Origin of the sequence: Pseudoalteromonas sp. SWYJ118, from assembly GCF_015864505.1 — a bacterium.
In the GTDB taxonomy this organism is placed as follows: Bacteria; Pseudomonadota; Gammaproteobacteria; order Enterobacterales; family Alteromonadaceae; genus Pseudoalteromonas; species Pseudoalteromonas arctica.
Map to the genome: position 1 here is coordinate 266,981 of NZ_JADYXC010000003.1, position 22,959 is coordinate 289,939.

The following is a 22,959-nucleotide window of genomic DNA, read 5'->3' on the forward strand; positions in this document are numbered from 1 at the left end:
AAAATCATATATTTGTGAGTGTTTTTTCCGCCACCATAATGTGGGGAAGTACATCTTCAATATCTGTTTGCAGCTTTGCATTAATATTATAAACATTACTTAAATGGCGCTGTGTTAGTACTTCTTCAGGCGAGCCATGAGCAACAACTTTTCCTTTATCAAGCATGTAAATTCGATCTGCAAAGCTCGCAGCAAGTGATAAATCATGAAGAACAGCAACAACTCCCGCGCCTTGTTTTGCGGTTGTAACGGCTTGGTTCATGACTTCATATTGATGATATAAATCTAAGCTAGCAGTTGGCTCATCAATTAATAAATAAGCATTTTTTTGCTGAGTTAAACTTGGCTGTAATTGGCACAATACACGAGCTAATTGAGTACGTTGCTTTTCACCACCAGAAAGCTGAGTAAAGCATTGCTGTGCTAGGTGAGTAATCCCTACGGCTTTCATTGCATCATTAGAGAACTGTTTCAAGGTAGCCTGCGTGCACTGTTCTTGATGACTAAAATGCGCCATATCAACAACTTCATTAACGGTGAAAGGAAAATCTAACTCGTAGCTCTGGGTTAATACCGCCCTTAATTTAGCAAGCTCTAGCAAACTATACTCATTTAACTCTCGTTGATTAATATTTACAGTTCCGCCACTTAACGGTAAATCTCCTGATAATGCTTTCATTAATGATGATTTACCTGCGCCATTGGGACCAATGATAACTACAATTTCATTTGGTTTTACATAAAAATCAATATTATCCAGCAACGTTTTATGTTTAATTTTTACGCTAAGTTGGTTGCCAATTAACATAGTTCACTTTGCTCCTTGGTAAGTTTTTAACAGCATAATCAAAAAGAATGGACCGCCAATAGCACTGGTTATTAGACCAATGGGGACTTCTGCTGGTAGCATTATGGTACGGGCAAATAAATCAGCAAGGCTAAGCATTAATGCTCCCCCTAACATACAAGCTGGTAATAAATAACGGTGATCTGGGCCTAATATTAAGCGCATAATATGCGGTACTATTAAGCCGACAAAACTAATAACGCCCGTAATTGCGACGGCTGCTGCTGTACAAAGTGCCGTATATATAAAAACCTGCTTTTTCAATTTAGTCACATTAATGCCGACATGCTTCGCTTGAGCCTCTCCTAATAAATACACGTTAAGAGGTTTAGATAAACGTAATAAACCAATACAACAACCAATAATAATACCGAGTGTTGGCATTATCATCGCAAGGTGATTTCCCGCCAAAGAGCCCATACTCCAAAATGTTAAATCACGCAATTGTTGCTCATTACTTACCAGTGTTAAGATACCGATAATAGCGTTTACAATCGCATTTACGGCAATCCCTGCCAGTAGTAGGCTAACAATAGTAAAACGCCCATTTTGCGCGCCCAACCGATAGATAAACATGCATACCGCAATACAACTCAAAAATGCCCCTACAGGCACCGCATAGTAGCCTAAGTTGTCGCTAAAATTAGCAAACAAGCTTGTTCCTAATACAATAGTTGCTACTGCACCTAACGCTGCACCACTGGCAATGCCAATCAAGCCAGGATCTGCTAATGGATTTCTAAATAAAGCTTGCATTGCAGCACCGCAGGTTGCTAAACCAGCTCCAACAACCATCGAAAGTAGAATACGAGGAAGGCGGATCTGCCAAATTATAGCGTGCTTAAGCTGATCATCTACCGGCTGGGTTAGCATAAGCATCGTCTCGCGCAGCGTTATCACAACCCCTCCCTGACTTAGGGCAATAAAAAATACCAATATACAAATAATAAACAAAACAGGAATAGATAAAACCCGTATCCGTTGTTGCGCTAATAACCTATTTCCTAACGCCAGCATAGCTATCGCTCGTCCTGTTGTTTTGTGCTGTTTTCAGCTAATTTTAAAAATCTATATTGATAGCCATCCGGCAAGCGTGTTTTAGGATAAAATGCATGCGCTAGTTCTACCGCGGCTTGAGGCGTTCTAGGGCCCATACTTAACAAATAGAGCGCATCAAAATTGTAAATACGTCCATTTTTTATCGCATTTGAATATTTAAAAACAGATAATATTTCAGCGCTTGGTTGCTGATCATTGGCGCCAATTCCCATACTAATAATCACATCAGGATTTAGTGCTAATGCGGCCTCGCTTGAAATCGTCTGCCAGTTAACCATTGTTTGAGCCATCATATTCACTCCACCTGCAATAGTTACCAACTCATCAGCAGTTGTCTCTGCCCCTGCAACCATAAGTTGACTACTGCGGATAACCAAAACCTTAGGTTTAGTACTTGTTTGCTCTAAAATATATGACAAGGCCTTGCGGTCCGCTTGCAAAGAGTCTGCGAGCATATTGCCCTTACTCACAACATTTAATTGTTTGGCTATTTGCTCTATTTTATTTTCAATACGCCAAAAGTTGTCGTTTTCATGCAAGATAACCAAGTTAGCGCCAGTGAGCTTTAATTGCTCAACCATTTTTTTAGGACCAATATCTGATTCAGCGAGGATAATATCTGGATTTAATGACAACACACCTTCAACGCTTATTTTGCGAACATAGCCAATTTGTGGCTTCTGAGTTGCAGCGGCTGGATAAACACTGGTGCTATCAACGCCAACAATGCGTTGTTGTTCACCAAGGGCGTAAATAACTTCTGTTATTGAGCCCCCTGCAACCACTATTCGCTGTGGGTTAAGAGGCTGCGGACTTGCATGTACATAGCTATTAGCAAGTAAAATAACAAACGGAATAAATAAAATAGATGAGAGTTTCATGATGTTAAACTTAAATTACAAATAAAAACAATAACAGTTTTCATTTGCAACTAGTAGCTTTTATTATGATTGTTTTAATGCCCTATAAAATTTAGTTTAACCTCTTAGGTAATAAGGTATGTGAGCTTTCGGAGTTAAATGATTTCAATTTAAAGGCTATTTAATCACGGCGTGAAATGTGTAACCAAGTCACCTCATACGGCCCGCATTACTCTAATGGCTGTATCCTTGTAAGAATAAGTAAAATACTGGGTAACAAAAGGGTTTCATCACCAAGTCAAACCTAAATAGCAGCGAGTGTCATTTATGCTTGCCATCACCTACTTATGGTAAACAATCACACCACATAGGCGCTACCTTGCCAAAAAACCAAACACTCTGCTGCAAACTCAACCTCGAGAAGTAAATTAAAGCTTATTTTTCCCCTGTTTATTTAACCTGAACTCTGGATAATAAATCTATCTCGAGCAGCTATTTTCAGCGCTAACTGTGTTGAATTTACTTGCAATAGGCCAGCTATTGACGCGTAAATTCGCCTTATCTTCACTGAAAATCTCTGGCTAGAGAAAATAAATTTAAATATCAGCATGATTCAATATGTTAGTAAATCTCTTAACCCGTGTTCAGGTTACTTAGTAACTTTTTAAACACCGTAAAATAGATATTTGTTAAATTTCCAAGCTCACTAATATGAACTCGTTCATTTTCTTGATGGATAGTGCCGTTAGTTAAACCAAGTTCAACTACTTGCGGACAAATATCGCTAAAAAAACGGCCATCAGAAGTTCCTCCTGCAGTTGAGGTTTGAGGAAGCAAACCAGTACATTGATTAATGGCTGTTTTGCACTCTTTTATTAGCGAAAGTTTATTTTTACTATTCTCTGCAGAGTAATAAGGGTTGCAAGCATGCGATGTTGTTAGTGAGAAATCATTAGTAGTTCGCGTTACAATATGAGTGACTAAATGAATTAGATCATCTTCACTGTAAGCCTTGGTATAACGAATATTTAAATTAATTATTACAGCGTCAGGTATGACATTATCGCTGCACAGACCTGAGTCAATATGAGTGACTTGCATTGTTGTACCAAGCTGATTGTTATCTCTATTATCCCAATCAAATTTCATTAAATCTTTTACAATGCTACAGGCATGATGGATAGCATTAATGCCTTGAGTCGGATAAGCAACGTGCGCACTTTTTCCATTAACTTGAATGGCAAAACTCAACGCCCCTCTGCGTCCAATTTTTAGCATATCACCGCACTGCTTTATTGATGTCGGTTCTCCAACAATACAATAATCCAAGTCCTGTTTTGCATCTTTAAAGTGTTTTACAATTTCACATGAGCCGAATAAAGCATCGCCCTCTTCATCGCTGGTAATTAAAAACCATAGTCGCCCAACAAAGCGCGCTTCAAGTACTAGCATCTCAGCTGCAACTAAGGCTGCGGCAATACCGCCTTTCATATCTGCGATGCCTCGACCGATCAAGTAATCATTTTTAATTTCACCTGCAAAAGGTGGGGCTTGCCATTTATTAAGATTACCTGTGGGCACAACATCCGTGTGCCCACAAAAACCTAAATCGGGTCCATCACCATTAGATATAACAGCAATTAGATTACTCACCCCATGACTTTCAAATGTATCGACTTTTGCTCCCAGCATTGATAACTTTTTTGCAATCCATGCTTGGCAACCTGCGTCATCAGGTGTTACCGATTCAAATTGCAGTAATTCACGTGCATACTCAATTACTCGACTTTGGTATTCGCTCTTTAACTCAGCCGCTAAAGTAAAGTGTTCATCGATGATAAGGCTCACCTCATAATTAAATAAAGGGTATTAAGGTAGTTTGTTTCATCAACAAGTTAAACAACAAACTCCCAGTAATAACTAATACTTTAAACGCACTATCAACTCACTATTAGCCACATTCATCGCATTTCTTGAAAATAGCAGTGTTAAACATTCATCAATAAACTGATCAACATCATCACCGAGTACAACAGTTTGAGCTGCAAAAGCGGCAGCTCGTAATGCTTTTTTTAGACTTTCGGGGTTTTCCCCTCCTGCAACATTGATATTCTCGCGAATAGAAACCACTTCAAATCCTTTGTGTAAAAAAAATGCTGAAACATCTTCAAGAGAATGTTGAAACATAGCTAAAGGGGCATCTTTCAATCTGTCCTTCCATTTGGGACTCATAAATACTTCCTGTAATGTATCCCTTAATAAAAATCCCTCTGTGTTTGGCTGACTGCAGCTCCACTGTATAGCAATACATCCACCTGGTTTTACCGCTGCTGCCATTTGTTCAAGCGTATGAGTTGCATCTTTGAGCCAATGAAGCATCCAAAAACTAGTCACCAAATCATATATATTTGGCTTTAATACTAATTGCTTCGCATCACACACATTCGCATTAACAGGCAAATCATTACATCGCTCAATAGTTTTACTTATCATTGATTTTGAAACATCAGTAGCGTCAACACTCCACCCCCTATGCGCAAGTTCAGCAGCTAAGCGACCACTACCACAACCAATGTCAGCAGCAAGGCCAGCAATATTATTTTTATATAAATCTGTTTTTTTAAGTGCCTGTAAGGCCTCTAGAAATTGGCCATCATTAGCTTGCTCATATTCATCAGCCAGCCATTGTGGTGCATCTTCTAATGGTAGTTGTGTATCATTTATTTGAGTCATATTGTTTGTATTCCTTGATTTGTTGTTTATTAAGATCAAAATTAATTTTTTCTGATAATTTTTTACGAGCTATTTTACCTATAACGGTTAATGGGATATGTTCAACATACGCCACTGTATCTGGCAACATATAGCGTGCAACACCTTGTGCCGCTAGGTATTGCCTTACGTCTTTGAGTGCTAACTTAGGCGAATTTGGGTCTTGCGAAACGATAACTGCGCATGTTCGTTCACCGAGTTGTTCGCAAGGTAGTCCCACAACAGCAACATCTTTTATGCCATGATGGCAGGCTAAATGAGCTTCTAATGTTTCAACCGAAATAGTCTCTCCACCTCGGCGAAGAACCTCTTGGATTCGGCCTTCAACAATAAGGTGACCACTGCTTAGCCGCCTTACCTGATCCCCAGTACGGTAATAACCTTCAGTAGTAAATGATTTTTGATTGGCCTGCTCGTCTTTATAATAACCACGGATTGTATATGGACCTCTGGTCAACAGCTCGCCACACTTTCCCTTTGCAACATCCTGGCCTTGTTCGTCCACCACCCTAACTTCATCCAAATCAGATAATGGACGTCCTTGAGTCTTGAGTTTTAAAACACTAGGATCTGAATTACGAGTGAAATTAAGAAGTCCTTCAGCCATGCCAAACACTTGTTGTAAATTACAATTAAGTTCATTACCGATTCTGCGAGCTGTAGCTTCATCAAGTTTAGCACCGCCAACTTGTAATAAATCAAGACACGCCGTTGGAGGTGTTACTAATGCAGCATAATTAAGCCAAGTTTTCACTAAAGTCGGCACTAACGCTGTCACCGTAACCCCTGCTTTTTCAATATACTCAAATGCAATTTCAGGACTCGGCACTGGACACATAACTACCCCAGCTCCCACTTCAATCGCACCTAAAATACCTGGGCAAGCTAATGGAAAATTATGCGCCGCTGGTAATGCAACAAGATAGCGGTCTTGTGAACTCAATTCACAAAGCTTAGCACTGGCTTTTATATTGTAGAGGTAATCTCTATGTGTTCTTGGAATTAACTTCGGTATTCCTGTTGTACCGCCTGAGCATAATAATAAAGCCATTTCAGCAGGATCCGCTGCGAGACCAGGAAACTCAGGTGCTGTCATTTGAGCTTCAGTTTCCTTAGTAAACTCTAGTAAAGATAATATTGACGGATGCGGTTTTAAATCTAGGCCATCTACAACAACATGTTTAAGTGTTGGGACTGTATTAAGTAGCTCATTGGCAAATGCATGACAATCGAAACTAATCGATTGTTCACTAACAAACCAAGCACGTGCTTGTGTTAATTTCACAAAATGCAAAATTTCACGTTGTCCATGTCCAGGTAACGCCATGACAGGAATAACGCCTAGCTGGAGTAAAGCGAAAAAGGTTAATACAAATGCATTATTATTACCCATTTGCATCACCACTTTATCACCTCGCCCAAGACCAATACTGTGGCAATGCTCTACTATATTATTCACAACAGCGCTTATTTCTTGGCCTGTCATCTGTTGCCATTCACCAGATTGAAGGCCGGGGCCGCTGAGCAGAATAACATCAGCATATTGCTTAAGTTTTGCAGTTAACCAATTTGCAAAGTTTTCATTTCCCCACACCCCTTGCTCTTTGTATTTTCTGCTTATTTCTTCTGGCCAAGCATATAACCCGGCTTCGGTAGGCACAAACTCAGTCACAGTGCCCCCTCCATTTCCAATTCAGCACTGAGTGCGTCATCATCTAAATCTAAGATTTCACAATACACTTGAGCAATTTGTAATACTTCTTCAGCATCGGTCGAGCCAGTAATTGAAGCGGCAATGCCTGCAATAGAAGGTGAACTAAATAAGCTTTTCATGTCTATCGAATTGGATCCGAAGATTTCCCTAATTTGCGCGATTAACGAACTTGCTAAAACAGAATCCCCACCCGCAGCAAATAAGTTTTGATGAATATTACTACCATCCCCCCCGATCACTTCATGCCAAATAGAAGCTACCACACGAACTATTGGCATACTTAACGAGGTTTCATCATGTTCTACATTTTTAGTAATTACTGGCTCTTGAGTCTCAGCAACGACTCTATTTTTGGGTAACGTATCACCAATATGCGTATCCCAATAATCTGGCTCAGTGACGAGGTTCACCACGGTATTACTGAAAAAATCAAACATTGCATCGAGCACACCATCAACAAAAGCATCCTCTCGACAATCCCAATTAATTAAAATACCACCATCAAGTTCAGTTACTTGCGCATCAAGTAATACCTGTGGCCCTTGAGAAATAATCCAAATAGGATCCCCAAATACTCGGCGCACATTTGCATCAAATAACTCACCTAAATTTAATGCGCTTGTAAATACAACAGGCGCTGTTACTTGCTGCCCACGTGCACGCCCTAAATCTCTTAAAACATGAACTCCACCGTAGTCTGCGCGCGCTGCTCCCTCGTGCATACTAGATTGAACATCACGCGCTCGTGTCACAAAAGTTGCAGTCGGGCCAGTATCAACATCGAGGAGTATTGAACTACTAAAGTCGCCTACCACCTCTTTAATATTAGGGCCTGCGAGTGGACGTTGAAATAAAGGAACATTAAGAATAAAACGCGGATCTTTGCTCCATCCAGCCAGGGTTTCTGCCAGCACGGTTGCTAACACCACTGATGGGGTTAATCCGTACTGACGACATTGCGCATATAATTGTGCTTTACGCTGCGGATCAATATTAAAATGGCGACGTGTTGTAATAGGGTGCTGCGATGAAGCTGCTTTTAAAGGTAGTAATGGGCCATTGGGTAAAGAAGCTAGCTGTGTTTGCCACCACATTCCTGAGCTTTCTTTTATTGACTCCCAATTATGCTCAATGGCCATTCGGCAATCTTTATAACTCATTGCTAAATCAGCAAGTTCTACATCGGGGTCATCGTATAACAGTGCAAGATCACGCAGTAGCGTGCGATAACTAACGGCGTCTGCAGCTATCATATCAATGTCTAAATGCAGGCGACTGTTACCATTTTCTAATAAGCTTAAAGCGACCGCAAATACTTCTCCTGACTCAATATCTAACATTTGTGATGAATAGGTCGAGCGATACTGCTCTAGTAACTGCTGCGCAACATCAGTAGGTTTATCCCGTAAATCATTAAAGGTGACATGCACTGTATTATTACTTGGATTATGTATTTGCTGTCCGCTAGAGCATACCTGTAAACGCAACGAGCTATGACGTTGAACAAGTTTCTCTATTGCTAGCGTCAAACGGGCTAAATCTAATGGCTGTGACTTATCATTGATTGCCGACAACTCAAATTCACAATACAGATGCGCTGATACCCCCCCAAGCGGTTGATTAACATCACGTCCTAACCAATAGGCATACTGCATAGGCGCAAGTGAAAAAGGCGCATGAGGAAGTTTCCCGATTTTTATTTTTGGGACCCCAAAGATAGTGTCTTGTGTATTATCAGCGAGGCTGGCAGCCGATACCCTAAGATACTCAACCCATGCCCCCACGAATGGTTTTTTAGCTAAATCTGCAAAGTTAATATCATAACCAGCCGCTCGCCAAGTTGACACTAAGTTCATTAATGTGATCGAATCAAGTCCTGCTTCAATCAGGTTACATTCTGCTGATACAGCACCTGGCTGTAAATTTAACGTATTACTAACGACAGCAAGTACATCTTCTAATAGCGAGGCTGAATTACTATTTTTATTCATTTGGGTAGTTTCCATTCTTAATGTTTGTCTTTACCAAATCATGTTGTTGACTTGGCGAGGATGTCTTGTTGCTTCAAACGCAGCAGCTCTAGCCGCTGTTGATGCAAAGAAGAAGTACTTTTTTGATTTGCTTGCCACTGCATAAGTAACGCTTTTTCATCCAGTTTTCCGTTTACTGTTAGCGGGAATTTTTTAACAAATAGAAAGTCTGAAGGTAAATAGTGAACAGGGAGATGCTGAGATAGATAATTTCTCAATGTTGCTATTGGTTGTGCGGTAAATGATTCCTCTGTCGCGATTAAAATAGCAATTAAGCCATCTGATAAACCACTGTCGAGGCATGGTTTTGCTATCACGGCTGCTCTTTGTATCTTTGCATGTGATTCTAAAACAACTTCTATTTCACTCGGCTCAATACGAAACCCCCTTACTTTCAATTGCCTGTCTGCACGACCAATATAAAAGAGTTGACCATCAAGTTGCTTCGCTAAGTCACCCGAACGATACATCCGCTTCCCAGTATGAAAAGGACTGGCAACAAATCGCATCGCGGTTAGATCAGGGCGATTGATGTAACCGAATGCCACTTGATCTCCTGCTACATAAATTTCACCAATTTCACCATCAGCCACTTTTTCTAAATTTTCATCAAGTAAAAGCACCTCCAAACTAGGTAGCCCTTCACCTATTGGACTATTTTCAGTGCCACAAAGTGAATCACTTAGTGTTAGCCATGTTACGTGCACCGTTGTCTCTGTGATCCCGTACATGTTTATCAATTGCAATGTTTCGCAAGGGTAAAGCTGCCACCATTTTTTTACTTTATCCAAATTAAGTGCTTCGCCACCAAAGACTACTTTGCGCAAGCATAGTGGTTGCTCACTCATTTTTAGAGCCTTACTTTCTGCGTCAATTAAGGCATAAAATGCTGAAGGCGTTTGATTAAGAATAGTGACCTTTTCTGCTCTCAAATATTGCACTAAGGCGTCTGGTGACCAAATTACACTTTTTGGAATAATCGTTAGCTTGGCTCCTGTGGTCAAGGCTCCCCACACTTCCCACACTGAAAAATCAAAAGCCAGTGAATGAAACAAAGCCCAAACATCGGTATGTGTTGCATCTAATAAAGGCATTGCCGCATTAATTAAGGCCAGAACTTGCTGATGCCCTACAACAACTCCCTTAGGGTTTCCCGTCGACCCTGAAGTAAAAATAATATAAGCGAAAGCACCAGCGGCTCTGTAAACAGGTTTCTCGTGCTCATCTGGAACAAAGTTAAATTGGTCCTCGACAAACAACAAATGACTCATAGCTTTAGTAAGTGAATCGTTCCCCCAAAGCGTCATGCTCAACTCTCGCTGAGTAACAATTGCGCTAGGCTGACTACAAGTAATTATCCAATCGATCCTTTCTTTGGGGTAGTCGGGATCAATCGGCACATAGCACGCTCCAAGTTGCAATATTGCTAACACGTGAATAATTTGCTCACAGTTTCTAGGCAATATTAAAGCCACGCAGTTTCCTGTACGAACACCACTTGCATAAAGTCGATGTGATGCCAACTCCGCTTTTTGTTTAAGCGCTTTATATGTCAAGGAGCTATGTTCATCACTAACAGCGATGCGATTAGGGTGCATAACGGCTTGTTCAGCAAAGGATTGATACAGGCATGCTGTACCTGCTGGCATCCCTTTGTTAATCTGCTCCATATTAATTTCCATCCATCTCTATGAGTGATTTAGGACGTAAATCTGTCCAATTATCATTTAGCCAACTCAAACAAGTATCACGTGTTTGAGGGCCAAAAACCGGCTCCCAACCAGAAGGAATAGTTAATACTTCAGGCCATAACGAATACTGTTTTTCATGATTGATAAGGACTACAAATGCCATTGATTCATCATCGAAAATATTTTCACTCATGATTTAACTCCAAAGAGACTGTTGATAGGGGGTTTAATTCGCTGTTATTAAGTTGCGCAGAATTTGCGGCTTCATGACTGAATTTGTTACAACTATCGACAAGTGCTTGCAAATAGAACTCAAAATCAGTTAATAGCTGAGCGCTACGTTTTTTGCCCACTGCATGCGGGTCAAAGCTCAAACGGATCTTGGTTGTTGCACCTGGGTAGATAAATAAAGCAGCGGCTTGGCCAACCGAATCTTGCCACTTAACATCCTTTAATCCTGCCAATGCAAGCCCTTGAGATGAATCGACTTGTTTAATTGGCTCTGCGGTTTGTGTATCCGCATCAAGGGCATTTTCAATAACTAATAAAGTATCAAAAAATTCACCAAAACGATGAGTCGCTTCCAAATTATCCAACCTAACCGGAGCTAACGCTTGCCATTCAAATTGTTCAGTTTGCAACTGCTGCAACAACGCAATTGGACTACTCAAAGAACCGGTCTTAATCCGTATTGGTACTAACTGAGTAACCAACCCAACAAGCGTTTCAATACCTGCTAACGACGCTGCACGACCAGAATCAAATAAACCAAATACGACATCGTCCTGATTAAGTGCATTACCCACTGTTTTAGCCCATGCCAATTGAAATAGCATGGCCGTAGATACATTAATCTTTGCAGCTAATGCTTTAATGTCTGCATTTACAGCAGCACAAAGCACACTAGATAATTCTTGTGAAGGAAATCGTTGTTGTCTTGTCGGGCATAATAATGAAGGGGCTTTGAAACCATTCAGCGCTTTATTCCAATATTGACAAGCTATTGTCGGATCTTGTTTTTGTAACCAATCAAGATATTGACCCCAATGTAAATCTGGATAAGCTAAAGTGGCTTCAGCACTCATTCCACCAAGCCACTCTTGCAAAATTCGAGGGGCTGACCAACCATCCAGCAGTAAGTGATGACAATGAATCAAAATTAGCCACTGACTATCACTTATACGTATAGATAAAAATCGCATGAGTGGCGGAGCATCAAATTCAAAGCGATATTGGTACCATGCTGTGCGATGCTGCACTAACAATGCTTCATATTGCTCACTTGGTTCACCACGTAAATCTAAAGTTTCCCATGCAGGCTCGAGTATATCGGCAGTAAAGGTAGAAAATGTTTTCATAAAAAAGCCTGATCTTAGCGCGTCATGACGGCGCAGAAGATCTGCGGCCCCTGCTTTTAAAGCACTTTCAGATATTTCTGGGGTGTGTTGATTAGAAAGAGTTATTTCCATTTGTGTTGTCCATGGATCTGTTAGTCCATGACAGTGGCGAAGCATTTCAACTTGCAGTGGCGTAGCTGGCTTAATTGTCAAATTATTACTACCAACAAGACCTTGTGCTTGTAGCTGTTGTTGTTCTTCAATAAAACAGTTGTGTAGTTGATGAAAAAGCTTATTTAACTCAGCTTTAAATCGTAGTAGATCACTATGGTGCAATTCGCTACTAGGTGTTATCGCATTAAAGTGAAGTGTTTTTATCCCTTTTTTATGGCAGTAGTAGGCTGTTAAATCTAAAGAATTTAGTAACGGCCAGTGATCGGAGCAAGCTTCAGTGAGCTGCTCAAGAAGCGGAGTTACTGACCATAAATCTGAATTGGAGGATAAATTTAAATCACCAAGAAAATTAAAACCGACTAACCAACCATTTACACTTTGTTGAGCAGGCGCGACACCATTTGATGATACAAAAGGAGAGTCTTGCTGAATAATTTGACCACACCATTTACGCAACACTGTTTCTATCAACTGGCTCGACATTTCATCCGATTTAGTCTTTAAAACATCACTATTGAGAGCCACATAAACTTCACGGGCAAACCAGCCAATGGTCCTGCTTAAATCTTGTGTTGGTTCCTGTATTTCTCGACCATGCCGCTCTAGTACCAAGGTAGGACAGCGATTATCTACAGCTGGTTTTAATTTTGATGTAATGGCAGCTAAGCAACTTATAGCAGGTAATAAACTAGCCAGCGGAAGCCCTAACCTACGAGCGACAGTTAATGCAGGACATGTTTTATTATAAGGTTCCAAGCTCCAAGTTAATGTGTGAGCACTTGCCAACGTTCCCAAATTGGTTGAATTTGGCGCAGGTATATACTGCTGGCTTAATTTATTTATATGATTGGACCAACTACGCCATGATGTTGGTACGGGAGGTAATTCAAGTTTTTCATTATTCACTTGCTGATTTCGGACAATCGCAAGGTCTTCAGCCAAAATATGCCATGATGAGGCATCTATGACTAAATGGTTTATGGCAAACCAAGCCCTTTGGTTATTATTTTCATTTTCTTTAACTAACAATACGGCAACCATAACACCGTTTTTAGGACTTAAATTACTGCATAGTTGTTTTGCCAACTCAGCTGCTGATAATACACCTGAGTTTTCTAAAGTGGGTAAATCAGTATTTTCAGAATACACTCTATACTTATCATCATCACACTGTTGATAAGTTTGCTCACAATAAATAGTTTGGGTATTTTCAACCGGAACATTTAGGGATAACTCCCCCGTACCCGATTGCACCAATTGAGCTCGCAACAACCCATGGCGATTAAGTAAAGCATACACAAGCTCTTTTAGTTCACCAGCCGTCATACTTTCAGGCACTACTACACTTGCTAGTTGTGCAAATCGATCAAGCGGTGTCGCTGCATTAAGGTAGCGCTGCATTAATGAAGTTGAAGTAAGCTGACCTTTATCATTACTATCGTGGCTAACCGTTTTACTATTTTGACTGTCTCCTAGGGGATCAACTTCGTGTAATTCTTTAACCAAATTCGCAATGCATTTTGCATTAAATACTTGACGAGGAGTAAGGTGGATCCCTTCTCGACGAGCGCGACTGACTAATTTCACCACTGAAATACTATCGCCACCCACTGCAAAAAATCCATCGTCAATGCCTATTGTCTCAATCCCTAAAACGTCACACACTAAACTACATAGCTTTTTCTCCAGTTCATTGCGAGGGGCTCTTTTGGCAATAACACCTAAATCATCAGGTATCGACAGCGCTTTACGATTAATTTTTCCATTAGGTAATTTAGGTAGTTTTTTATTAATTACAAAATACTTGGGGACTAAGTGAGGAGGTAGAGCTTGCTCACATACATAGCGAAAGCGGGCTATTAAGTTTAAATTAGCCTCTTGATTATCGCTTAGTTGCTCAATTTCATTTTCAATATAACAAATTAACTCCATCGCACTTTGAGTAACCGCTCTGGCAATCACAGCGCAAGGACATTTAATTAACAGCTCAATGGTTGACTCAACTTCGAGCGGCTCAACACGAAAACCTCTAATTTTTACTTGCTCGTCTATACGGCCAATGTATTCAATATTTCCTTGAGTTGTCCATTTGACTCTATCACCACTTAGGTAAAGTCTTTCACCTTGTTCAGAAAAAGGATTAGCAATAAACTTGCTTGCTGTTAAATCACTACGATCAAGGTATCCTCTTGCTAATCCAGCACCAGCAATTGCAAGCTCACCATGCACCCCTAAAGGCGCTAATTGCAAGCAACTATCTAAAACATAAACTTGCCCTCCTGCAACTGGCCCACCTATTACCGGCTTTTCAGCGGCATTGGTTTTAGCAATCATTGCATCCACTGTTGCCTCTGTCGGGCCATATAAATTAAAGCCCAACGTACCAGGCAGGCTCTTTATACGTTGCCAAAGCTCTTGTTTTACCGATTCACCACCAAAACCCAATATTGCAGGTGTGTGAGGTTCAATAAATTGCCCATTGGTATCTGTAAGTCCTGACTGTAACCACGGTAATACTTCATCTAGCATACTGGGAGTTAACTCAATAAAATCCATTTTTTTAAGCATTATCTCTTTGGCAAGAGTGACCGCGTCTTGCATCGTATTTGCATCAAATAAATAGACTTTATGGCCTTCAAACATCCACAGTGTAGGTTGCCATGAGGCATCAAAGGCCAAAGACCAAGCATGGCCAACTTTTAGCTGATTATGTTCTACAAGCGCAGAAGCTTCGCTATAGAGATCGTGTTTATGACTAGCAATAAGGTTAACCAGCGAAGCATGTTTTACAACAACACCTTTTGGCTGCCCTGTTGAGCCTGATGTAAACGTAATACAGGCTGGATGAGATGAGCGCAATGGCCGGCATCTCTCTTCGTTTGTAAGATTAAGATCACTATTTTTTACACTTAATGCTTCATTCTCAATAACTAACAAACTGACTGTTTTAGTTTGTAATTCAGTCGCTTTAGCTGATTCAAATGAATGTGTATCACCGTTATTAATTACTATATTTGGCGCCGCCAATGTAAGTACTCGGTTAATGTAATCCTCTGGATAATTTGGATCTATAGGTACAATAGCGGCACCAGCCTTGAGTGTACCAAGCATCACAACGAACCATTCCAACTGACGAGGCATTATTATGGCAACCCGATCCTCTGGCCCAATCCCTTGCGATACTAGCCACCTTGCGACTCTATTTGCTCTTGCATTGAGCGTTAAAAAGCTGAGGTCATGCAGGACGTTTTGTTTTTGCAAAACACTCTTTATCGTTTCACTGCCAACTAACTCAACGGCAGTTCGATTTGGGTATTTACCCACGGTACTCTCAAACCAAGCAACGAGCGTTGTTACTGGGCTTAAAAATGCATCGCGTTGACCCAATTTTATTAATTGATTTTCATCGGGTAATACAGTGGTAATGTTAGCTAGTGCTATATCTGGTTCTTGGACACAGTGTTTAAGTAACTGTAGCAGCCGTTTTAAATGATTTGGTATGGTTTTTGGTCTATATAATGAAGCACGCCAAGTGGCTTGAAACTGAAGACAGTTATCTTTTAATAATGCGTCAAAAGAGAGATCTGTTTGCGTTGTACCATTAAAATACTTTTCCCAATGTACATCTAAGTCATCGATTACCGGTGGAGACATCCCATGGCTTAAGAAAGTCACCATAGTGTCTAATAATGGGTTTTGCGATTCCCCTCGTTTTATTTGTAATTTTTCAAGTAATAATTCAAAGGGTAAATCTGCATGTGAAAAAGCAGCACGACATTGTGTCGCACTATCACGGATCAGTTCACGAAAACAAAGTTTATTATCAACCTTAATCCGCAGTGGAATAACATTACCAAAATTACCTATCAGGTCACTCAGCTCAGGTAGATTACGATGCGAAGCCACTGTCCCTATCGTCACTTCCGAGGCCCTAGAAAGCCGAGTCATTAATAAAGCAATCACCGCAATAATGGCTTCAAAAGTTGTAACTTGTTCTTCTCGTGCTAACGTAAGTAGGGTTTGTGTTGTTGCTTTATCAAGATTATCACTGTGCCAGCCACCATTTTCATTTTGTCTCACTCCCCGAGGAAAATCAGTTGGAAAATCAATAGGCTCAGGTAGCGGTGTAAGCTGCTTTTGCCAGAACGCAACCTGCTCTTTGCTTTGTTCGGAATCTTGTTGCCATTTTTCACGATGCCATTGAGCAAAATCTAAATACTGGATGGGTAACGGAGCGCGTTGTTTAGATTCGCCGCTCTTAATTAGCCTATAGTATGTTGATAATTCATTGGAAAAAATACCAAATGACGCCCCGTCCCAAACAATATGTTGCCCTACCATAACTAAAGTGTGATGACTGTCGGTCATTTTTACGAGAGCAAGTCGAAGTGTACTCTTAGTTGCAAGATCGAAAGGTTCTGTACTTGCATGTTGTGCTATTTCTTTAAGACGTACTTCTCGCGTCTGCTGATCTAAATCTTGTAAATCATATTCACACCACTGCAAAGGAAACTCATCAAGCACTTTTTGTCGAGCACCAACAATAGGGTCTGCATAATAGGAAGTTCGAAAAATACTGTGCCTGTTCACTAATTCAAAACAACTTTGCTGTAAAACACGCGCATCTAAACAACCCTTAAATTGCCACAAGACACAAACATTGTAAGCAGACGAAAGTGGATCGAGTTGATTAAGTAACCACATCCTTTCTTGCGCATTAGAAAGTACATAACTGCTCTCATTTTTTGCTTTTGAAACTGTAAAGCATTGATTTAATGTCGATAAAGAGTCCACATTATTATTCGGCATGATTATTTTTCGAGTTGCCGCCAATTTTCTCGCAAGCTTTAGCCTAAGTGCATTATCCATAAAACAGACCCTAAAATACAAATAATAATAATTTGCATTATTATTTACTGTAGTTATTATTGCAACACATTGATTGAAAATTAATCCCGTGTGTATGAAAAATGTATTTTGAAAAGGAGCATAAGATATTATGAAAACTAATTTTTCCAATGAAGGCACAACCCAAAGCGATGAGCAAAATTTAATCTTCGCACGAGCAGCCGCTCTAGCCGACAGTGGTATATTTAAAGAGTATTTAATTTACGAAGATAACGGTGAATGTTGGTTTGCAGGGGGTATTGTTCGATCTATAACAGTATTTGCAACTCACATTGAATCTAATACCTCTGCAGGAAAAACTCAGTGCCAAGTTAACAGCGAAAACCTCTGCCAAGTCCTACAGCAAGAATTAAATACTTGGGATGGTGAATGGCAAGCATGTGGATGGTCTAGTTTTGAATTCGCGTATGCCCTGAAATCACCAGAACTATTAACCGAAGAAGAAAAAGCAGGCCAAGAAGCGTTATTATTTATTTGTGAGCCAAAAATAACGGTATCCCTAGGGAAAAAACCAACACTCATTAAATCTAAATCCAGTGAACTTGAGCAAAAAGTACGCTTAATACTAGAAAATGCAGTTGTACGAGCACACGTTCCTTACAAAAATGTCGAAATACCAGACAATATTAATTATAAAAATGCAGTCAAAAAGTCTGTCGCCAATATCAAAAATGGTTTACTAGAAAAAGTCATACTCTCGCGTAAGGTTCCCCTACATTTTTCTCCCGATTACACTGCGACTTGGCTTCAAGGACGTTCAATGAACACACCGGCTCGTTCATTTACAATGAATTTAGCTGGTTGGAAAATCACCGGGTTTAGTCCTGAAATTGTACTTTCAGTTGATGAAAACCGTAAAGTTACAACAGAGCCGTTAGCGGGTACTCGACGATTAGAAGGTAATCCAGAAACAGATCAAAAAATATTTGATGAGTTACTAAAAGATCCAAAAGAAACCCACGAACACGCAATATCTGTGAGACTTTCAGTTGACGAAATGAATGAAGTTTGTGAACCAGAATCTGTACATGTGCCACAGTTCATGGTTCAAAAAAAGCGAGGTTCTGTGCAACATTTAGCTTCGAGAGTCTGTGGCACTCTAAAAACAGAATATAACGCTTGGCATGCATTCGAAAGCCTATTCCCTGCTGTTACAGCATCTGGTATTCAAAAGCTGGCTGCTTTTTCAGAAATACGACGACACGAAGGCAGTAGCAGAGGGCTTTATGCAGGCGCAATTTTAAAACTAGATCACACAGGCGTTATTGACGCAGCATTAGTTTTACGCAGTGTTATGAGTAAAGGCGATCAGCACTGGTTACAGGCTGGAGCCGGAATTGTACTTGATTCAACACCAGAAAGAGAACTCACCGAAACCAGTGAAAAACTAGCAAGCATTTCACCTTGGGTTGTTGAAAAAAAAAGCTAAATTAACGTAATTCATTAAATAAGGATACTTAATGAATCCTTATTCAGCTAATACCCACTGCTACACATTTTTATAAAAAAAAGTAAATTTATGTAGCAGATAAAAGTTGTTTTAAACGAGGAGTTTAAGCATGGCACAGCCACTAATACCTACATACGATATCATTGGTGTCGGATTTGGCCCATCAAATATAGCTTTGGCGATTGCCTTAGAGGAAATTAAAAGCAATTCCACCACACTAAATACCTTATTTATTGATAAACAGCCAGAATATCAATGGCATGGTGATACTATTACTAACCAAAGTGGGCTACAAGTCTCATTTTTGAAAGATCTTGTCACATTGAGAAATCCAACCAGCCCTTACTCATTCTTAAATTATTTACATTCACATAATCGTTTAGTGGACTTCATAAATTTAAGTACTTTCTACCCAAGCAGGCTAGAATTTAATGACTATCTGCGCTGGGTTGCGGGTCATTTTTCCTCTCAATGTCAATACGGCGAAGAGGTTACCTCTATTGAGCCGGTTATGGATAATCAAAAAGTAAAATTACTCAAAGTGACAACCGCAGATACAGGTGGTACAAGTAAGATCCGTTTTACTAAATCACTTGTTATGGGCACTGGCGGAACCCCTTTAATACCGGAAGTTTTTCAACCGCTAAAACAAACCCCGATTGTATTTCATCATACTCACTACCTATCAAAAATGGCTAAACTTATTCCAGCAAAAACAAAAGACTTACGCATTGCTATAATCGGTGGTGGGCAAAGTGCTGCGGAAGCTTTTATTGATATTGATGATAATTATCCGCACGCAAAAGTTGATTTAATTATGCGTGGTAATTCGATGAAGCCAGCAGATTCAAGTCCCTATGTGAATGAAATTTTTAACCCATCATCAACAGACTCTATATTCAGTAAAACGCAGCAAGAAAGAGAAGAGCTATTAAAAGAATATAAGTACGCTAATTATTCAGCTGTTGACTCATCGATGATTGAGCAAATATATAATATTTTTTATCAACAAAAAGTTGCCATGATGGAGCAACATACATATTGCCCTAACAGTGAAGTTACTGAAGCATCTGAAAAAAATGGAAAAATAACGCTGTCTATACTTGATAGAAAATCAAATCAGCATGCCACGAATAATTACGATTTAGTAATTTTAGCTACAGGGTATCAACGACCTAAAATGGCACCTATGTTAGAACCTATTAAAGCCTATTTAGGAAACATTGATATTGATCGAAATTATCAAGTTAAAACGGACGAGCGTTTTCTTCCATCGTTATTTTTGCAAGGACGTTCAGAATCATCCCATGGTTTAAGCGACACTTTACTCTCAATACTTTCAGTGAGATCAGCAGAAATAGCACACTCATTACAGGCAGAGTTGCAAGTACAGGCTCAGCAAGCAGTTGCTTTAGCTTAATCCCTTGAAATGCATATTACTCAAATAAGTCATTATCTAAGTAATGTGCATTCATCGCAATCGGGTTTATTTTCAATCATTATTGCCTTATAACAAATGTGATACTGTTTAATAACAAGGAATAAAAATGAAGTTTATTACCCCTTTTGCGCTTTTGGCAACAGTCAGTTTTTCGGGTTTTACGAGTCAAACAGAGCAAACGCTACAACTTGAAAACGTATTCGACCTTGAATATGCGAATCAGATAGATATAACCGAAGACGGTAAAACCGTTTACTTTGTGCGTAATCGTATGGATATAAAAACAGATCGCAAAGTGGGTAATATTTGGTCTGTTGATTACAAAACCAAACAAATGCAGCCGCTAACCTCTGGCGTGCACATAGATTACTCGCCAGTTCTTTCTCCTGATGGTCAGCGCCTTGCGTTTATATCAACCCGTGACGGCAGCAGCCAAATATATATTAAGTGGCTTAAAACAGGCGCTATGGCAAAAATTAGTAATCTAACGAATAGCCCACGTGCTATTACATGGAGCCCTAACTCTAGCCAATTAATATTTAGCATGTTTGTTCCAAGTGCTGCTTCAGCGCCAGTAACCTTACCAGGCAAACCTAAAGGGGCAACGTGGGCAGAACCAGCTAAATTTATTGACGATGTTTATTACCGTTCAGATGGTGGCGGTTACACGCAAAAAGGTTTTAGCCAAGTATTTTCTATAGATGCTAACGGGGGGAATGCTAAACAGCTTACTCATGATGAGTTTGATAACGCAGGTGATGTTAGTTTTAGTAAAGATGGTAAATCGCTTTACTTCTCTGCAAATAGACACACAAACAATCAGTTAAAGCCTACAAATAGTGAAATTTATAAATTTGATTTAGCTTCGCAAAATATAACAGAAATTACTGACCGAAATGGACCTGACGAGCAACCTAAAATCTCTCCCGATGGTCGTTACTTAGCGTACACAGGTTACGATGATAAACGCACTAACTACGAAAACGCTCAGCTTTATATTCGTGATTTAAAAACAGGTAACACAACTAGCTTAACGCCAGATTTTGATCGTAGCGTAGGTCAAATGAAATGGAGTGCAAACTCCAAAGGCATATACTTTAGCTATGCAGATAAAGGTCAAACCGCCCTCGCCTATCAACCACGCAGCGGCAAGCGTAAAATAATAACAACTCAAATTGGCAGTGTTGCCTTTGGACGCCCTTATTCTGGTGGTGACTTTGATGTAAGCGAAGATGGCGAAGTAGCCTTTACCCTTGCCGATACTCAGCGCCCTGCTGATATAGCAACAATTAAACGCGGTAAAGCGCAGCGTTTAACTACCCTTAATAGTGATGCTCTGGCTGATAAAACTTTGGCTAAAGTGGAAGAAATTTGGATTAAATCAAGCCACGATGAGCTACCAATCCAAGGTTGGATTGCTTACCCACCAGAATTTGACAGCAGCAAAAAATATCCGCTAATACTAGAAATACATGGCGGTCCAGTAGCTAATTATGGCCCGCACTTTAGCGCTGAAATTCAGCTGTTTGCAGCCAAAGGAAATGTAGTTTTATACATGAACCCACGTGGTAGTGATTCATACGGTAAAGAGTTTGCACAAACTATTCATCATAATTATCCAAGTAACGATTTTGATGATTTAATGACTGGCGTTGATGCGCTAATAGCGAAAGGCTTTATTGACGAGTCTAAATTGTTTGTAACCGGTGGCTCTGGCGGTGGTGTATTAACAGCTTGGATTGTAGGTCATACAGATCGCTTTGCTGCGGCTGTAGTTGCTAAGCCTGTTATTAATTGGATCAGCTTTGTACTAACTGCCGATTTTTACCCGTTTTTTGCTGATTACTGGTTTCCGGGTAAACCGTGGGATCACATTGAGCATTACATGAAGCGCTCGCCTATTAGTTATGTTGGAAACGTTAAAACTCCTACTATGTTGCTCACTGGCGAATCTGACTACCGTACACCAATATCAGAAACTGAGCAGTTTTATCAGGCATTAAAACTACAAGGCGTTGATACTGCAATGGTGCGCATTCCTAATGCATCGCATGGTATTACAGCTCGCCCATCAAACTTAATGACTAAAGTAGCTTATATTCAATGGTGGTTTGATAAACACACTAAATAAACTCTGGGTAATAAATTTATAGCTCAAATAAAAGCCACTTCAAATAAGTGGCTTTTATGTTTACCGCCTTAGTATTCAAACTGTAAACCCCCTTTACACTTCTGTGGCAGTTAAATATCGGACTTAGCTAAAACTTCAGTTAGTAAAATTTCGGTTTATAGCATTTTTTGTAACTTGAGTTGGTAAAAAATCGGTTTGAGTCACTGTTTATAGCCTATCAGTTAGTAAAATTTTGTTTTATAGCACAGAGAAGTTAGTAAAAAATCGGTTTATAAATTCGCTAAGTTTGCTTATTAAAACAAAAATCAGTCACTTACCTGCCTTTTAAAGTTGTTGTAAACGCTTTTTACAGCAAAATCACCCCAAATATGCTGTTTTATGAAAGGTTAGTTAAACTCTGATCTGTAAATTCACTCAGGTAGTTAAATAGTGATCCAACATGATTTGGCAAGGGCGTGTTGAACTTTGGTGGGTTAATTTGCAGCAGTATGTTTGGTTTTTAGGCAAGACGGAGCTTATGTAGTGTGGTTATTCCCCATGAATAG

Annotated in this window: 13 protein-coding genes; 3 read left to right on the top strand and 10 right to left on the bottom strand. The window is 39.9% G+C overall.

The window, feature by feature from the left end; genetic code table 11:
* Positions 1–4 precede the first annotated feature (4 nt).
* The 10 genes from I6F48_RS05600 to I6F48_RS05645 all read right to left on the bottom strand — a co-directional run bounded on the left by I6F48_RS05600 (position 5) and on the right by I6F48_RS05645 (position 17,353).
* Entirely contained in the window at positions 5–808 is an 804-nt protein-coding gene (locus I6F48_RS05600; RefSeq protein ID WP_166421815.1) for a heme ABC transporter ATP-binding protein, read from the bottom strand.
* A gap of 3 nt (positions 809–811) precedes the next feature.
* Positions 812–1,864, bottom strand: a complete 1,053-nt coding sequence (locus I6F48_RS05605; protein ID WP_197119013.1) for a FecCD family ABC transporter permease — start codon at positions 1,862–1,864, stop codon at positions 812–814.
* Positions 1,865–1,866: 2 nt separating this feature from the next.
* Positions 1,867–2,787, bottom strand: coding sequence for a heme/hemin ABC transporter substrate-binding protein (locus I6F48_RS05610; protein ID WP_197119014.1), 921 nt, complete (start codon positions 2,785–2,787; stop codon positions 1,867–1,869).
* Positions 2,788–3,399: 612 nt separating this feature from the next.
* Positions 3,400–4,614 (bottom strand): succinyl-diaminopimelate desuccinylase, encoded by a 1,215-nt coding sequence (gene dapE / locus I6F48_RS05615; protein WP_197119015.1) that lies wholly within the window; start codon positions 4,612–4,614, stop codon positions 3,400–3,402.
* A 72-nt stretch (positions 4,615–4,686) separates the two neighbouring features.
* A complete protein-coding gene (locus I6F48_RS05620) occupies positions 4,687–5,499 on the bottom strand; it encodes a class I SAM-dependent methyltransferase (RefSeq protein ID WP_197119016.1) in 813 nt (270 codons plus the stop codon).
* Entirely contained in the window at positions 5,483–7,210 is a 1,728-nt protein-coding gene (locus I6F48_RS05625) for a (2,3-dihydroxybenzoyl)adenylate synthase (RefSeq protein ID WP_331458724.1), read from the bottom strand. Before I6F48_RS05625 ends, I6F48_RS05620 begins: the two co-directional genes overlap by 17 nt.
* A complete protein-coding gene (locus I6F48_RS05630; protein ID WP_197119017.1) occupies positions 7,207–9,243 on the bottom strand; it encodes a condensation domain-containing protein in 2,037 nt (678 codons plus the stop codon). Before I6F48_RS05630 ends, I6F48_RS05625 begins: the two co-directional genes overlap by 4 nt.
* Positions 9,244–9,281: 38 nt before the next feature.
* Positions 9,282–10,952: an amino acid adenylation domain-containing protein gene (locus I6F48_RS05635; protein WP_197119018.1), complete on the bottom strand. Its 1,671-nt coding sequence runs from the start codon at positions 10,950–10,952 to the stop codon at positions 9,282–9,284.
* Between the two features lies 1 nt (position 10,953).
* Positions 10,954–11,166 carry an MbtH family protein gene (locus I6F48_RS05640; protein ID WP_197119019.1) on the bottom strand — a complete coding sequence of 71 codons (213 nt, stop codon included), beginning with the start codon at positions 11,164–11,166 and terminating at the stop codon, positions 10,954–10,956.
* Complete coding sequence (locus tag I6F48_RS05645; protein ID WP_197119020.1) at positions 11,159–17,353, bottom strand: non-ribosomal peptide synthetase; 6,195 nt, start codon at positions 17,351–17,353, stop codon at positions 11,159–11,161. Before I6F48_RS05645 ends, I6F48_RS05640 begins: the two co-directional genes overlap by 8 nt.
* A 130-nt stretch (positions 17,354–17,483) precedes the next feature.
* Between I6F48_RS05645 and I6F48_RS05650 the strand changes: the two genes are divergently transcribed.
* The 3 genes from I6F48_RS05650 (at position 17,484) to I6F48_RS05660 (ending at position 22,414) form a co-directional block, all read left to right on the top strand.
* Positions 17,484–18,821, top strand: coding sequence for a salicylate synthase (locus I6F48_RS05650; RefSeq protein WP_197119021.1), 1,338 nt, complete (start codon positions 17,484–17,486; stop codon positions 18,819–18,821).
* A gap of 130 nt (positions 18,822–18,951) precedes the next feature.
* Positions 18,952–20,262 carry a lysine N(6)-hydroxylase/L-ornithine N(5)-oxygenase family protein gene (locus I6F48_RS05655; RefSeq protein ID WP_197119022.1) on the top strand — a complete coding sequence of 437 codons (1,311 nt, stop codon included), beginning with the start codon at positions 18,952–18,954 and terminating at the stop codon, positions 20,260–20,262.
* A gap of 127 nt (positions 20,263–20,389) precedes the next feature.
* A complete protein-coding gene (locus I6F48_RS05660; RefSeq protein ID WP_197119023.1) occupies positions 20,390–22,414 on the top strand; it encodes a S9 family peptidase in 2,025 nt (674 codons plus the stop codon).
* The last annotated feature ends 545 nt before the right edge of the window (positions 22,415–22,959 follow it).